11 protein-coding genes are annotated in these 15,053 nt (G+C 50.7%); 7 read left to right on the forward strand and 4 right to left on the reverse strand.

What is annotated here, in order from left to right; genetic code table 11:
- Window positions 1-508: 508 nt before the first annotated feature.
- The 4 genes from AC4IFB_RS10855 to rhlB form a co-directional block, all read right to left on the reverse strand.
- Entirely contained in the window at window positions 509-1,438 is a 930-nt protein-coding gene (locus tag AC4IFB_RS10855) for a DUF6635 family protein (protein ID WP_490780175.1), read from the reverse strand.
- 41 nt (window positions 1,439-1,479) lie between these two features.
- On the reverse strand, window positions 1,480-2,334 hold the full coding sequence (locus tag AC4IFB_RS10860) for an ion transporter (protein ID WP_490775801.1): 855 nt from the start codon (window positions 2,332-2,334) through the stop codon (window positions 1,480-1,482).
- 233 nt (window positions 2,335-2,567) lie between these two features.
- The gene (locus AC4IFB_RS10865) at window positions 2,568-2,930 is read right to left on the reverse strand and encodes a YkgJ family cysteine cluster protein (RefSeq protein WP_490775800.1); all 363 of its coding nucleotides are present in this window, start codon (window positions 2,928-2,930) and stop codon (window positions 2,568-2,570) included.
- Between the two features lie 2 nt (window positions 2,931-2,932).
- The gene (gene rhlB, locus AC4IFB_RS10870) at window positions 2,933-4,276 is read right to left on the reverse strand and encodes an ATP-dependent RNA helicase RhlB (RefSeq protein ID WP_490775799.1); all 1,344 of its coding nucleotides are present in this window, start codon (window positions 4,274-4,276) and stop codon (window positions 2,933-2,935) included.
- A 165-nt stretch (window positions 4,277-4,441) separates the two neighbouring features.
- On the opposite strand from rhlB, the gene rlmH reads away from it, so the two are divergent.
- The 7 genes from rlmH to pmbA all read left to right on the forward strand — a co-directional run bounded on the left by rlmH (window position 4,442) and on the right by pmbA (window position 14,786).
- Window positions 4,442-4,915, forward strand: coding sequence for a 23S rRNA (pseudouridine(1915)-N(3))-methyltransferase RlmH (gene rlmH / locus AC4IFB_RS10875; RefSeq protein ID WP_490775798.1), 474 nt, complete (start codon window positions 4,442-4,444; stop codon window positions 4,913-4,915).
- 3 nt (window positions 4,916-4,918) lie between these two features.
- Window positions 4,919-5,503 carry a Maf family protein gene (locus AC4IFB_RS10880; protein ID WP_490775797.1) on the forward strand — a complete coding sequence of 195 codons (585 nt, stop codon included), beginning with the start codon at window positions 4,919-4,921 and terminating at the stop codon, window positions 5,501-5,503.
- A gap of 88 nt (window positions 5,504-5,591) precedes the next feature.
- Window positions 5,592-7,046: a ribonuclease G gene (gene rng, locus AC4IFB_RS10885; RefSeq protein ID WP_490780176.1), complete on the forward strand. Its 1,455-nt coding sequence runs from the start codon at window positions 5,592-5,594 to the stop codon at window positions 7,044-7,046.
- Between the two features lie 21 nt (window positions 7,047-7,067).
- Window positions 7,068-10,943 (forward strand): YhdP family protein, encoded by a 3,876-nt coding sequence (locus AC4IFB_RS10890; RefSeq protein WP_490775795.1) that lies wholly within the window; start codon window positions 7,068-7,070, stop codon window positions 10,941-10,943.
- A gap of 104 nt (window positions 10,944-11,047) precedes the next feature.
- Complete coding sequence (locus tag AC4IFB_RS10895; RefSeq protein ID WP_490775794.1) at window positions 11,048-11,869, forward strand: carbon-nitrogen hydrolase family protein; 822 nt, start codon at window positions 11,048-11,050, stop codon at window positions 11,867-11,869.
- Between the two features lie 143 nt (window positions 11,870-12,012).
- On the forward strand, window positions 12,013-13,455 hold the full coding sequence (tldD, locus tag AC4IFB_RS10900) for a metalloprotease TldD (protein WP_490780177.1): 1,443 nt from the start codon (window positions 12,013-12,015) through the stop codon (window positions 13,453-13,455).
- Window positions 13,456-13,460: 5 nt separating this feature from the next.
- A complete protein-coding gene (pmbA, locus tag AC4IFB_RS10905; RefSeq protein WP_490780178.1) occupies window positions 13,461-14,786 on the forward strand; it encodes a metalloprotease PmbA in 1,326 nt (441 codons plus the stop codon).
- The last annotated feature ends 267 nt before the right edge of the window (window positions 14,787-15,053 follow it).

A 15,053-nucleotide genomic window follows, 5' to 3' on the forward strand; every position in this document is an offset into this window, starting at 1 on the left:
TCGGTGTATAGACGCTACTGGTAGTGAGCAAACTATCTGGGTTTATTGGAGAATTCTCACCCTAATGGTGCGGCAGGGCCGCACCCTACGATTTATCATGGCCTTAGCCTCTACAAAATCACCAAGATCGAACAGCAAGGTAGCCTGGATGAAGTGAAGCGGAATCCGGGAAGACTGGTGCACTGTTCTCCCGGATTCCGTTGCACTTCATTCAGGCTACGGGTTGCTGCATTCAACGAAGAAAGTGACTTGCCGGGGCGAGCGAAACAGAATCGTGATGAGTCCCGAGATAAATTCGCCTGGGTGCGGCCCTACCGCACCATCAGCTTATCGATGTCTCAAAAATGCCAGGTAGATTCCAAATTACCAGTTAAGTCTGTAGAACTATGTTGTCTGTTAATCAGCTCAGGAGATTGTTTTGTTTCAGCTGGACACGGTGTGTGAAAGGGCCACACATTGATCTGGAATTTATTCCCGAGTGTGGCGGGCGTTCGCCGGAATGATGGGCTCAGGGAATGTTATTTAAACTCTTTGGAAGCGTCGAAATTCGCTCTCTCAAAAAAGAGAGTACCCCTTTTACCCAATCAATCACGTCATAGACACGCCCAAAAAATGTATCCTTTGGACGGTAGCCTTTGCCTGAATTTGTGCCTGCAGCTTCTTCAATCGCATCAAATAGCTGGTTCAAACGTCGCTGGTGAATCCCGGTCGCTGCCTGGACTGGATCATGGATAAGGCCGGAGAATGCAGCAACTATGGCTATCATGACCATGATCACTATCAGGCTTATGATGATCACAATTATCGAAGGTGTGACTGGAACCAGGGTGTAGTAGAGTTCTCCCAGGGTTTCTCCGAATAGAAATCCATTGATCGCCTGTTCTCTTGCTATCTCTTTGGCGACGAGTGATCCCGCTGAAATGGAGCCTGGGGTGAACTGGTGGAAAAAGATTAACCCCAGGATCGCAGCCAGTGTGCCTGCAGTGATGTCAGCGGCGACATTACGGGTCTGAATATAGAGTTTCGAGGGTTCTTCGGCTGCAGAGCCGATTAAGTCTAGGCTTGAGCGTTGCAGTGATTTTTGCTGTTCAGGCAGGTTGAACAGGTCGCTATGAAGATGTGTTGCCAGATGTTGTTGTACCCTGGTTGGAAATCCTAGGTGAAGATGTCTCAGCCAGTGCGCGCTACGGTGCAGTTTCAGAACTTCCAATAGTAGCGCCAACAGTCTTAGCAGAAAGTTGGGGAAGCCGAGAATAAAGTTCACTGGAGCAATGGCAATATCCCAGCCCCACGCCTTGCGATTCAGATGCCATGCCCCTGGCCAGGCATAGTTATCTTTTATGAATTGGGGGATTCGTTCACGACAGGCAGAGATATGGGCTGAAATCTGTTCTGCCTGTTGTGATGAATTTTGCCTTTGTTTGAGTTGCTCATTCATGGTTTCTGGAGGTGGATGGGAGTGTTGCCAATGAGATACGGCTACTCCTGCTTTACAGCGTCCCCTCGTTGCTGGGTGAGCTGTTCAAGCATCTTTTCCATCTTCACCAGGCGTTGTTCCATCTCTGCTGTTCGGGTGTCGATACGGTGTACTTCTCCCGCTTCCCCCTCGCCACTCTCACGGGAGAACTCCTCATGCTCCTGCTGTAAGGTCTCAAGCACGATTCCGATCATCATGTTGAGGAATACAAAGGCTACGATGAAGATAAATGATAAGTAGAAAAACCAGCTGAGTGGAAAGACCTCCATGGTTTCATACATCACATCGGTCCAGTCCTCAAAGGTGGCTATGCGAAACAGGGTCAGCATGGCGATGGTGATGTTACTCCACAACTCTGGGTTTATATTGTGAAAGAACATACTGCCCATCGCAGCATAGATGTAGAAGATGATAAACATCAGCAGTGAGACATAACCCATGCGGGGTATGGCTTTGACAAAGGCGTTCAGCAGCACTCTCAATTCGGGGATGATGGAGACCAGTCGCAAGACCCTGAAGATCCGTAGTAGCCGTCCCAGTAGGGCTGCTTCGCTGTCATCCACGGGGATCAGACTCGCAGTAACGATTAGGAAATCAAAAACATTCCAGGCCTTGGTGAAGAAGCGTTTGATACTGTGTTCCGCCAACAGGCGAATGATAATTTCAACTAGGAAAAAGATGGTGATACCGATATCGAGCAGACGCAGTGCTTTGGCTGCGGTTTCAGGGATAGGGTAGGTCTTTGCGCCTATCATTAGCGCTGATATCACAATCACCAGAATAACAAAAGTTTCGAAAATTTTGTTTTCGCGAAGATGTATGAATTGTTGCTGTAATTGTACGGCTGAAAGCGGCATGGCTGGATTAGTCGAAGGTTGTTGTCAGAAAATGCGGATTATATCCGAACTTGGCCCGTTATTAACCCGATGGATTAATAAGTTGCAGGCCCTAGTGTAGTGTCCTATACAAATCATACATTTAGACGAGGCCTATCTAGGTTTGCGTGGCTTTCTAAATGCACGCTTTATATAGGACACTACACTAGTTCCTGGTTAGTAGGCGTGCGATTTGAGAAGCTTGGGGTAAAGCGTTAATTACCCCAGGTTTTGAAACGCTTTTTGCAATAGGCAAGTAGCTCGCTGTAATTGCGGAAGTAGAGTTCAAAGCCATCCTCTGCAGGGGCATCGAATTCACACCAGTCATTGTCATAGTCACGACATATCTGCGGACGCTGTTCATAGATACCGCAACCTCCCCCAGGTTGCAGATGTTCGCATTTTCCGCTGATCAATAGAAACCAGCCATCATCATCTTTATAGATTTCAACTCCGGCATGGGAGACTTGCCAGAGCAGATGCTCGAAATCACTTTTCGACCGTGGGGCGGCGCCAATAGCTTCTGTGGTGTAAGTGCAGCACTTCGAATTGGTGCAGCGTTGACACTTATTTTCCATTGTTACTCGCTGGATGTTTGAGGTGGCTTAGGCCCACGACGGTGGCGGCGGTGTCCACCTTCTCCTTTTGATTTCTGGCCTCTGTGGTGATGGCCTTTGCCATGGCTTTTCTGTCCATCTTTATGTCTTTGTCGGGCACCTTTTTCGGGGTAGACACGGCTTTTCGGATCCACTTCGGCGAGCAGTTCAGTTGATACTGATTGAGTCGGTATGGAGTGCCCCACATAGGTCTCTATATCCGGCAGGGAGAAGGCGTGGGTCTCGCAGGCGAAGCTGATTGCCTCTCCGCTGGCACCGGCGCGAGCTGTGCGGCCGATACGGTGTACATAGTCTTCGGCATCTTCCGGAAGATCGAAATTGACCACATGGGTGACATCCGGGATGTGCAGGCCACGGGCCGCGACATCTGTCGCCACAAGGGCAGGCAGTTCGCCATTTTGGAATTTGTTGAGCAGACTCAGGCGTTTCTTCTGGGGGACGTCACCGGAGAGTACAGCAGTGTCTATACCGTTACCCTGCATGAACCCCCAAACCTTGTCGGCTGTTCGCTTGGTGTTCACGAATACGATTGTTCTCGCATCCTCAATGTTTTTAAGCAGTCCCAACAGCAGAGGAATTTTCTCCTCGTTTGCGGTCATGTAGCAGGTCTCGGTGATCTTTTCTGCAGTGACCTGTTCGGGCTCCACCTCGACACTTTGAGGATTGTTCATATGTTCATATGCCAGCTCCCTGACCCGGTAGGAGAGGGTGGCTGAAAAGAGCATCCCCAGCCTTTTGCTCGGTGGCGGGCAGCGGCGAAGCATGAAGCGGATATCTTTTATGAAGCCCAGATCAAACATTCGATCCGCTTCATCCAGCACAATAACCTGAATCTCATTAAGGTCGTAGATCCGCTGCTTGAGATAATCAATCAGTCGGCCCGGCGTGCCGATGAGGATATCGACACCCTGTTCGAGCTGTTTACGTTGTTTGTCATAGCCTGTTCCGCCATAGACAGCCGCCGTTGTCAGGTCTGTATGTCGGGTCAATGCCTGGGCATCGTTGTAAATTTGCACTGCCAGCTCCCTGGTGGGGGCCACGATCAGTGTGCGGGGCTGATTGGGTTTGCGCTGATCACTTGGGGGGTTGTGCAACAGATAGTTGATCGCAGCGATGAGAAAGGCTGCTGTTTTGCCTGTTCCTGTCTGTGCTTGTCCTGCCAGGTCTTTCCCGGTCAGTGCGATGGGGAGTGTTTCGGCCTGGATTGGTGTGCAGTATTCGAAGCCGGCCTCTTGGATTCCGAGAAGTACCTGATCATCCAGGTCGAAGTCGGAAAAACGTGTATCAGTCAAGTGTTTATTGCTCATGGAGCGGAAGCATACCTTATATTAGGATTGACTACGATCCTGCCTCTCTCCGATGGTTGCATTCCACGTCACTGAATGGTGGATTTGTGGCGCATATTTTACGCTTCAGGCTTTAAAAAATACCCAATCCATTCAGACAATCCAGTACACTACTGCCCCTAAATCATGAATATTTATCTTATTTCAGTTGGAAATCGTATGCCACGCTGGGTGACAGAAGGGTATGAAGAGTATGCCCGACGCCTGACGGGTGAGTGTCGCCTGCAGTTGCTTGAGGTGGCGCCTGGGCATCGTGGCCGTAAGGCTGATATCAAACGCATTCTTAAGGATGAGGGCGAGCGGATGCTGAAAGCAATACCCAAGGGGTGCCAGATCCTGGCATTGGATGTGACCGGGCGAGGCTGGAGCACAGAACAGCTCTCCGGCAAGCTTCAATCCTGGATGGGGGATGGCCGGGATTTAGCCCTGCTGGTCGGCGGGCCGGAAGGGATTTCTGCAGATTGTCTGAGCCAGGCAGAGGGGCGCTGGTCTCTGTCGCCTTTGACCCTGCCCCATCCGTTGGTGAGGGTCGTGGTGGCCGAGCAGATCTACCGTGCCTGGAGCATACTGCGTAATCACCCCTATCATCGTGCGGGGTAGTTTATGAGTGGTGGTTTTACACTCTATCTGGCCTCCCGCTCTCCGCGTCGTCGCGAACTGCTGCAACAGATCGGCATCGATTATCAACTGCTCGATATTGAGGTCGATGAGAGTCTGCTTCCTCAAGAGCAGCCCAGTGACTATGTGCAGCGAGTGGCTGAGGATAAGGCCAGGGCCGGTTTTGAAAAAATCCCCATCAAAGAGGGCTGTCTGGTTTTGGCTGCCGACACCAGCGTGGTTATCAATGGTCAGATTTTGGGCAAGCCAGAGGATCGGGATCATGGGATCTGGATGTTGAATCAACTTTCAGATAACAGCCATGAGGTCTTTAGTGCGGTCACCCTCGCTACCCCATCCCTGGAGACCAGGGTATCTGTCAGCAGGGTCACATTTCGAAACATGAGTGCGACTGAGATAAACGACTATTGGGAAACAGGAGAGCCTGCCGATAAAGCTGGAAGCTATGCCATACAGGGGCTTGGTGCACAGTTTGTCACCCGGCTTGAGGGTAGTTATTCCGGAGTGATGGGGCTGCCTCTGTTTGAGACAGCGGAATTACTTGGGCGAGTCGGCATCAAAATAGTGTAGTGTTTGGCTACTGACCCCGCATGCACCGGTTGGGCGAAGCTTGATGTTTGCAGGGAAAAAACATAATGAGAATAACGAAGTCGTTGATATGAGTGAAGAAATCCTAATTAATGTAACACCCCCTGAGACCCGCGTGGCGGTTATAGAAAACGGTGCTGTCCAGGAAATTATTATTGAACGTTCCGGCAAGCGGGGGCTGGTCGGGAACATCTATAAGGGCAAGGTTTGCCGGGTTCTTCCAGGCATGCAGGCGGCTTTTGTCGATATCGGTCTGGAACGGGCAGCCTTTCTGCATGTCTCAGATATTGGTGACTCGACTGATAAACCGAAGACAGACAATATTCATGAACTTTTGCGGGAAGGCGAGCTGGTAATCGTCCAGGTCTTGAAAGATCCACTTGGCACCAAGGGTGCCAGATTAACCACCAATATCTCGATTCCATCCAGACATCTGGTGTTTATGCCCTCCCTGGGCAACATGGGTATATCGCAAAGAATTGAAGCAGAGGAGGAGCGTCAGCGGTTACGTGAACTGCTCAATCAGGTGGCTGAAACCGGTGAAATTTCAGGTGGTTACATAGCGCGTACCGCTGCAGAAGGTGTAGATGAGTCGTCGCTTAAAGCTGATATGCGTTTTCTGGCCAGGTTATGGAGTTCAATTCAGGAGCGAAGCAAGCTGGCAAAAAAGATTGAATTGATACATGAGGATCTCTCTTTGCCGCTCAGGTCACTGCGGGATCTGGTTGGGCCGGATGTCGAGAAGGTGCGTATCGATTCAAAAGAGACCCATCAAAAGTCAATCAGCTTTGCACAGAAGTTTATTCCCGACATCAAACACCGTATCGAGTACTACCCGGGAGAGCGTCCCCTGTTCGACCTGTATGGGGTGGAGGATGAGATACAAAAGGCTCTGGAACGCAAAGTTCAGCTGAAATCGGGCGGACACCTGGTGATCGATCAGACCGAGGCGATGACTACAATTGATGTGAATACCGGGGCTTTTGTCGGTCATCGTAATCTGGAAGAGACCATATTCAAGACCAACCTGGAGGCAGCCCAGGCGATCTGTCGGCAACTTAGAATTCGCAATCTAGGAGGGATTATCATCATCGATTTCATCGATATGCTCGACCCGGAACACCGGCGTCAGGTTTTGCGCGCTTTGGAAAAGTGCCTTGCACATGACCATGCCAGAACCCATATCACGGAGGTCTCTTCACTGGGATTGGTTGAGATGACCCGCAAACGCATCCGTGAGTCCCTCGAGCATGTCCTTTGTGAGCCCTGCACGTGCTGTAGTGGCCGTGGCTCCATGAAGACAGCAGAGACTACCTGTTATGAGATTTTTCGCGAGATCCTGCGAGAGTCGAGACAATTTGATGTGGAATCCCTATTGGTGCTGGCTTCCCAAGAGGTGATAGATCGCTTATTGGATGAAGAATCGACACACCTGGCTGAGCTGGAACAGTTCGTTGGCCATCCCATCAAATTACAAGCAGAACAACTCTACAGTCAGGAGCACTACGACGTCGTGTTGGTCTGACTACTTCCCTATGCTGTTTCCATGTTGACTGTCGCAAAATATCTCCACACAAAATTCTGGCAGACCCTTGGGTGGCTGACCATCCTGCTGGCGCTGTTGCTGACAGGGTTGAGAGTGACACTGCCAGGGATCGACCTTGAACCCTACCGGCAGGAGATTGAGCGGGTAGTCGAACAAAAAGCAGCGTTACCGCTTAATATAGGTGCAATTCAGGCTCAGCTCAGAGGTTCCCAACTGGTACTCAGGTTTGCTGATGTCACAGCGCTCGATAGAGCGTCTGGTGATGCCTTGCTCTACTCTCCGGAAGTCTTTGTGGAAGTTCGGATTTTAAAGAGCTTGTTTGCAGGGCAATTGGTATTGGGTGGTGGCAAGGTTGTTGGCACTAAGCTCAAGATGGAGCGATTCGCGGACGGCTCAGTTGCATTGCAGGGCATGGAAAACGCTACAGATTCTGATCCGGCAGCTGTGATGGGCATTTTTCTCGGACAGAACCGGCTGAGAATGATTGATACGGAAATTCATATCAAAAGCGCTGTTCCGGGACAGCCACCACTCAGACTGAGTGGGCTTGATGTGGATCTGCTGAACGATGGATTACACCATCAGATTTCTGTCTCAAGTCGGGTTGGTCGTGATGCAAAAGAGCAGATTCATCTGATTGCCGATCTTCATCAGGAGAGTTCAAACTCAATGGAGATGAGTGGCGAATTCTATTTCAAGTGTGAAGATCTGCAGCTTGGCGGTCGTCTGCATGATTGGCTGCCGCAAGGGTATCAACTTGACCAGGCCCAGGCGAACCTGGAAATCTGGGGGGAAGTGAATCAGGGGGTTGTTCAAAACATAAGTGGGCATACCGAGCTGAGCAAGCTGCAGATTTCTGGTCGGCATGATACCCCCCCGTTCTCTCTGCAGAATCTATCTACCCATATTGACTTGTCGCGACATGAATCGGGGTGGGTTCTCTTGTTTGATCAGTTTTCTCTGCGCCATAAAGACCAGGCCTGGCCTGCAGGATATCTTGAAATAGCCTGGTGGGAGGAATCTGATCATAGTACGGGTTTTCATCTGCAGGTGGACTATCTTTCGTTGGGAACAATCCACGACTTTTTTTCGAGTGTCGATTTTCCTGTCCAAGATCTGCAGAAAGCACTGTTAGGACTTAACCCGAAGGGTGATCTTACCGGCCTCGATTTCACTTTACGGAAATCCGCAGAAGAGGGAGTCGATTGGCAGTTAAGGGGGGAAATCGAAGGGTTTTCCTCTGCACCCTGGGAGAGTATTCCCGGAACTGAAGGGGTCGACATGGCTTTTGATGGCAGCGACTCCGGTGGCTGGCTCAAAATTGATAGCCATAACCTGACCATCGACTATCCTCAACTGTTTCGCAGGCCCTTGAAAGCCGATCGTGCAATCGGTGATTTTTTGTGGAACTTCGATCTCCAATCGGGATTGCATATGCAGACCGACTACCTGGAGATGAGCAATCCTGATCTGGAGACTCTGTCGCGCATTGAACTGCAGATTCCTATCTCAGGCCAGGATCTATTTGCCGATATCCAGACTGACTTTTGGAATGCGGATGGATCACGTAAGAGTGACTATCTGCCGGTAACCGTGATGCCGGAGCCGCTGGTCGAATGGTTGGACAAATCATTGATCGGCGGGAACATAAAATCAGGTAGTTTTCTGCTTTATGGGCCTGTAAATCAGTTTCCGTTCAAGGAACATGAAGGGCGGTTTGAAGTCTGGTTCGGTATCGAAGATCTACTGCTGGACTATATGCCGGACTGGCCTTATCTCTCAGAAGCATTGGCTGAGATCCATTTCATCAATAATGGTCTTTCAGCCAAACTTCAAAATGGTGTGATGCTGAATAGCCGTTTGAAGGATGTCTCTATCAATATTGATGAGTTGAGAAATCCCACACCAATAGAGATAAAAGGAGAAGCGAGAGGTCCATTTCAGGACATTATGGCGATATTGGGTGACACCACTTTGAAGGAGGACTTTAAGCCTTTCGTTGATGCAGTGTCAGTGGCAGGAAAGACCCGCACAGTAGTTGATCTGGCTATTCCCCTTGAGGAGGGGCGAGGTGAGTTGAGTGTCAATGGCGAGATCAATTTCGAAAAATCAGCACTGACAGTGAAACAGGCAGAGATTGATCTGAAGGCCCTGAAAGGTCGGTTGAAATTTGATCGTTCCGGGGTGAAAGGGGAGGGGCTTGAAGCCCGTTTTCTGGATAAAATTGTCCGTTTTGATCTCTCTCCCTACCATCATCAGGGTAAGGACTGGACTCATATCAAAGGCAACACCCTGCTGAATATGGGGCGGATGCATGAAAAATTTCCCAATTGGTATCTGCAATATTTTGAAGGTGATGGCGAAACTGAATTGGAGTTCAGTATTGCTCATCAGCCAAGCCGTGTGCCGGTTCGGATGAACCTGAAATCTGATCTCAAGGGGGTGGCGGTTAATCTGCCTGAGCCTTTGGGCAAAGAGGCTCAGCAGTCAAGGTCACTCGATATGGGGGTGGATATCCTGCAGGATCTGAGCACTGAACTGAGAATTCGATATGGCGAAGATACCCATGCTCTCTTGCGATTTTACGAAGATCAGGAAAAGCCCTGGGTTGCGGCAATAGGATTTAACCAGCAACCGCTCAGCCTGGATGGCATAGAGGGTTTTCATCTCAGTGGTCAACTCGAAAATCTCAATGCAGATGAGTGGATCACCTGGGTCAACAATCTTCCCCCATCGGATGATGGCCACTTATTGCGAATTGAGATGAATCTTCGGGTTGATGAGCTGATTGCTCTGAGTACATCTTGCCCACAAACTCAATTCTCCTATAAGAATTATGCGAATGGTTATCGGGTTAATCTCACCTCGGATACTGTTCAAGGCACCATGCAGGTGCCTGGTGATTTGCAGCAGCAACCTATCCTGGGTCGTTTCGATTTTGTAAAACTGAATCTAGAAGAGCTGGCGAGTACGATTACCGGTGAATCCGATGAGAAGCTGGAGACTCAGTTGGATCCGCGTAATGTGCCGGCAGTGAATTTCTCAGTGGAAAAGCTCTATGTCAACGATCGTCCCATAGGCAAAGGGAACCTGACCTGGAGTAAAGAGAATAACGGTATCACCATTAACAACCTTACCCTGGTTGGAAGCAGTATCGATCTGTCGGGGCAGGGGTATTGGCGGCTGTCACCAAAAGGACATAGCACTGGGCTCAACTTACAGATGAAGACACCAAGTCTTGGGGATCTGCAAAAAGAGCTGGGCCTTACTACGGGCATAGAAGAGGCAGCGACAGAGGTTAAGGCTGAACTCTACTGGCCAGCTTCTCCATTGGAAATGGGCGCGGAACAACTCTATGGCAGTCTCTGGCTGAATGTCGAGAAAGGTGCGGTCGATAATGTCGATCCTGGTGTTGGACGCTTGATCGGGCTGTTCAGCCTGAATGCGCTGGGCAAGAGATTGGCGCTCGATTTTTCTGACCTGTTTTCAAAGGGCATGGCATTCGACAGCATACAGGGTAATTTTGTACTCAATGATGGTGATGCCTATACCACTGATTTGGCGTTGCGCAGTACAGCTGCGATGGTGGATATTCGCGGACGAACCGGATTGAGCAGTCGAACTTACGACCAGCGTGTGGTGGTCACGCCGAATGTCAGTGCGACTTTGCCTCTGGTCGGGGCTTTGGCCATTAATCCCACGGTGGGTGTCGCGCTTGCAGTGACCCAGCAACTGTTTGGCAAACACTTTGATCGTATCGCCATGCGAACCTACGAGGTGACCGGAAGCTGGGATGATCCCCAGTTCAATCAAGTTACTCCTGAGGCTGATGCAACTGAGAAGGATGCCCATATGCCTGAAATGCCCGGAGATTAAGGTGGTAATAAGGGGCTATGGTTAGACGGGGTTAACTGGCGGTTTGCTGCTGCAAGATGCTATGCTCGCAACTTAACTGGGATTACACACAGATAGATCGAAATATGAGTGGTAAGAAGAATCAAGTTGCCGCCATCCAGATGGCGTCCAGCCCTAATGTCAGTGCCAATCTTCTGGAAGCTGAGCGGTTAATCAGTGAAGCCAGCGATAGTGGTGCCGGTTTGGTGGTACTGCCTGAAAACTTTGCCTTCAAAGGGGAGCATGATCATGACATGTTGACCCTGTGCGAAGAGCCTCTGGATGGGCCGCTGCAAAGTTTTTTGAGTCAGATGGCGAAACGTTATGGCGTTTGGATCGTTGGTGGCACGATACCTTTACGTGCCAGCCAGGGTGGTAAGGTTCGGGCTGCCTGTCTGGTAATTGATGATAGTGGCAAGCAGGTAGCACGTTACGACAAAATCCATCTTTTTGATGTACATCTGGTGGAAACTGACGAGCGTTATATAGAGTCAGGCACAATCCAGCCAGGGGATCAATCGGTTGTGGTGGATACCCCGTTTGGCAGATTGGGAATTGCTGTCTGCTACGATCTCCGTTTCCCTGAGTTGTTCCGCAAACTGTTGGATCAGGGAGCAGAGCTGTTTGCTGTGCCCTCATCTTTTACTGCCATGACGGGTAAAGCGCACTGGAAGACTCTGGTACGGGCAAGGGCAATAGAAAATCTTGCGTTTGTTATCGCCGCTGCTCAAGGTGGATACCATATCAGTGGTCGTGAGACTCATGGCCATAGCATGATCGTAGACCCATGGGGCACAGTTCTCTCTCGTGTACCAAGGGGTACTGGTTTCGTCAGTGTTGAGCTCGATCGTGATTATCAGAAGACCATCAGACGAACCTTCCCAACCATCGATCATCGGCAGTTGTAGGTATGGGTAGATCTCCTTGTGACCGGCTTTTTCGGCCAGCACACTGCGTATTGCTTTTGAGTAGACATCAGCGTGCTACCGACGAAGTTCGGGATGCACAACTTTCCGTTTTCCTCTAACAGCCAGCCGGCTGGAACTAAAAAATGTCAGATCTGATTCAAATTGCACAACAGAATATTCTTGCACCGGTGGGGTTGGTAGAAAGCGACCTTGACCGAATGCTTGGTGAATTGACGGGGCAGGGTGTCGATGCTGCCGATCTCTACTTTCAGACCAGTCGACTCGAGTCATGGGTTCTTGAAGATGGGATTATCAAGGAGGGCGCTCACAATATAGAACAGGGTGCAGGAATTCGGGTAATCAGTGGCGAAAAGACCGGTTTTGCCTACTCAGATGAGTTGCAGTTGCCGACCTTGCAGGAGGCAGCAAGAGCCGCGCGGGCAATTACCCGTAGTGGTGCCAGTCAAAGTGTTCAGATCGCGGGTACACCGGCACCGAGACAGCTCTATGCACCAATTAATCCTCTCCCGAGTCTGAGTGAGGCGGAGAAGGTCGATCTGTTGCGTCAGCTCGATAGTGAGGCGAGAAAACAGGATCCACGGGTGAAGCAGGTAATTGTCAGTTTGGTTGCTGCTCAGGACATTGTGCTGGTGGCTGCCATCGATGGCACTCTGAGTGCTGATGTAAGACCTCTGGTGCGTATGAATGTGCATGTGATTGCTGAACAGGGTGGTCGCAGAGAGCAGGGCAGTAGTGGTGGTGGTGCGCGTGAAACTCTTGACTATTTTGTTCAGGAGGGGCGTGGCCTGGGCTATGCCCGGGAAGCGGTACGCCAGGCACTGGTTAACCTGGAAGCGGTGGATGCGCCTGCCGGAGCACTGCCTGTAGTGCTTGGGCCTGGTTGGCCCGGTGTGCTGTTACACGAAGCTGTCGGACACGGTTTGGAGGGGGATTTCAATCGCAAGGGAACCTCAGCCTTCAGTGGACGTATCGGTGAACAGGTCGCTTCCTCCTGCTGCACCGTGGTGGATGATGGCACCTTGCCAGGTCGACGGGGTTCACTGAATATCGATGATGAGGGAACCGCCAGTCAGAACACAGTATTGATTGAAAATGGCATTCTCAAGGGTTATATGCAGGACAAGCACAATGCACGATTGATGAATACCGACTCGACAGGAAATGGGCGGCGAGAATCCTATGCCCATCTTCCCATGCCGCGCATGACCAATACCTACATGTTGCCAGGCGAGCACAAACCGGAAGAGATCATCGCCTCGGTCAAACGTGGTTTATATGCGGTGAATTTTGGTGGTGGTCAGGTGGATATTACATCGGGGCGGTTTGTCTTTTCTGCCAGTGAAGCCTATATGATTGAGAATGGAAAAATCACCCATCCGGTAAAAGGGGCGACCTTGATCGGTAATGGTCCAGATGCGATGAACCGGGTCAGTATGGTCGGAGATGATCTTAAACTCGATAGTGGTATCGGCGTTTGTGGTAAGGAGGGGCAGAGTGTTCCTGTAGGCGTCGGGCAGCCAACCCTGAAACTGGATGAGTTGACTGTCGGAGGGACAGAGCAGTGACCGATATGAGTTCGCGACAACACCAAATGCAGCAATTGGTCGAAGATCTGCTGAAAGAGGCAAAACAACAGGGTGCGACTGCTGCGGAAGCGGCGGTGAGCAACGATTCCGGTCTCTCTGTGACGGTACGCCTGGGAGAGACGGAAACCATCGAACATACACGAGACAATGGTTTGGGAGTCACCGTCTATTTCGATAAACGCAAAGGCTCTGCAAGTACCTCTGATCTCTCACCTCAAGCCATTAAGGAGACGGTGGAAGCGGCCTGTAATTTTGCACGTTACACCTCGGAAGATCCCTGTTCAGGTTTGGCTGATAAAGAGTTGATGGCAACTGAGTTTCCCGATCTTGATCTATACCATCCCTGGGATCAGAGTGTTGAGCAGGCAATAGATCAGGCAATACGTTGTGAGTCAGCTGCCCGTGAAGCCGACACTCGAATCTTCAATTCAGAGGGGGCAACCCTCAATTCTCATAATGGCCTGCAGGTGTATGGCAACACCCATGGTTTTATCGGTGGGTATCCCTCTTCGCGGCATAGTCTCAGTTGCTCGGTAGTGGCCAAGGAGGGGGAGAGCATGCAGCGGGACTATTGGTATACCCTCTCCCGTAAAGGTGAGCTGCTTGAAGATGCAGCGCTGGTAGGTGAGATTGCCGCACAGCGGACTGTTGCCCGTCTCAATGCGCAACAAGTGAAGACGCAGCAGGCACCTGTTCTATTTCAGGCTGATGTGGCAGTTGGTTTGTTACGCAGTTTTATCGGCGCTGTACGAGGTTCATCACTCTATCGCAAGGCGAGTTTCCTGCTCGACCATTTAGGCAAGCCCGTTTTCCCCTCCCATATCAACATTCATGAAGAGCCTCGGCTAACCATGGGGCTGGCAAGTTCTGCCTATGATAATGAAGGGGTTGCGACCAGCCGCCGGGATTTTATTCAGGATGGGGTGCTGCAGAGCTATGTGCTTGATAGCTATTCCGCGAGAAAGCTGGATATGCAGACAACCGGTAATTCCGGCGGTGTGCGAAACCTGAGAATTAACAGTGGCCAACTGGACCGGGATGGATTGTTGAAAACCATGGGACGGGGCCTGATTGTGACAGAGTTGATGGGGCAGGGCGTCAACATGGTGACAGGGGACTACTCCCGAGGCGCAGCCGGTTTCTGGGTGGAAAATGGAGAGATTCAATTTCCGGTGGAAGAGATCACCATTGCCGGCAATATGAAAGATATGTTGATGGGGTTGCAGGAGGTCGGTACCGATATCGAGACCCGAACCAGTGTACAGACAGGCTCATGGCTGATCGACAAGATGATGATTGCCGGGGAGTAGTGGGCGCGCAGCTAAATAGATGTAGGGCACGAACCCGTCCCACCAAAAGCCATGAAGAATCGTAGGGTGCGGCCCTGCCGCACCATCAGGGTGAGAATTCACAAAAAATCCCAGATAGTTTGTTCATAGCCAGCAGCGTCTCTACACCGACTCGTCGGGTGGTTTGGTTTCAGTTGGGCATGGTGCGGCAGGGCCGCACCCTACAGGTGAATTTGTTTCGGGAGAAATCCCGATGCCCCCCAGCGAGTCACTTCCTCGTTGAATAGG

It is taken from the genome of Candidatus Thiodiazotropha sp. AKIB8 (assembly GCF_058244675.1).

Coding starts and splice junctions, on each gene's coding strand:
- AC4IFB_RS10895 (WP_490775794.1), top strand. CDS start 11,048: ATGAGTGGTAAGAAGAATCAAGTTGCCGCCATCCAGATGGCGTCCAGC.
- AC4IFB_RS10890 (WP_490775795.1), top strand. CDS start 7,068: ATGTTGACTGTCGCAAAATATCTCCACACAAAATTCTGGCAGACCCTT.
- rlmH (WP_490775798.1), top strand. CDS start 4,442: ATGAATATTTATCTTATTTCAGTTGGAAATCGTATGCCACGCTGGGTG.
- AC4IFB_RS10855 (WP_490780175.1), bottom strand. CDS start 1,438: ATGAATGAGCAACTCAAACAAAGGCAAAATTCATCACAACAGGCAGAA.
- AC4IFB_RS10880 (WP_490775797.1), top strand. CDS start 4,919: ATGAGTGGTGGTTTTACACTCTATCTGGCCTCCCGCTCTCCGCGTCGT.
- pmbA (WP_490780178.1), top strand. CDS start 13,461: ATGAGTTCGCGACAACACCAAATGCAGCAATTGGTCGAAGATCTGCTG.
- rhlB (WP_490775799.1), bottom strand. CDS start 4,276: ATGAGCAATAAACACTTGACTGATACACGTTTTTCCGACTTCGACCTG.
- rng (WP_490780176.1), top strand. CDS start 5,592: ATGAGTGAAGAAATCCTAATTAATGTAACACCCCCTGAGACCCGCGTG.
- AC4IFB_RS10860 (WP_490775801.1), bottom strand. CDS start 2,334: ATGCCGCTTTCAGCCGTACAATTACAGCAACAATTCATACATCTTCGC.
- tldD (WP_490780177.1), top strand. CDS start 12,013: ATGTCAGATCTGATTCAAATTGCACAACAGAATATTCTTGCACCGGTG.
- AC4IFB_RS10865 (WP_490775800.1), bottom strand. CDS start 2,930: ATGGAAAATAAGTGTCAACGCTGCACCAATTCGAAGTGCTGCACTTAC.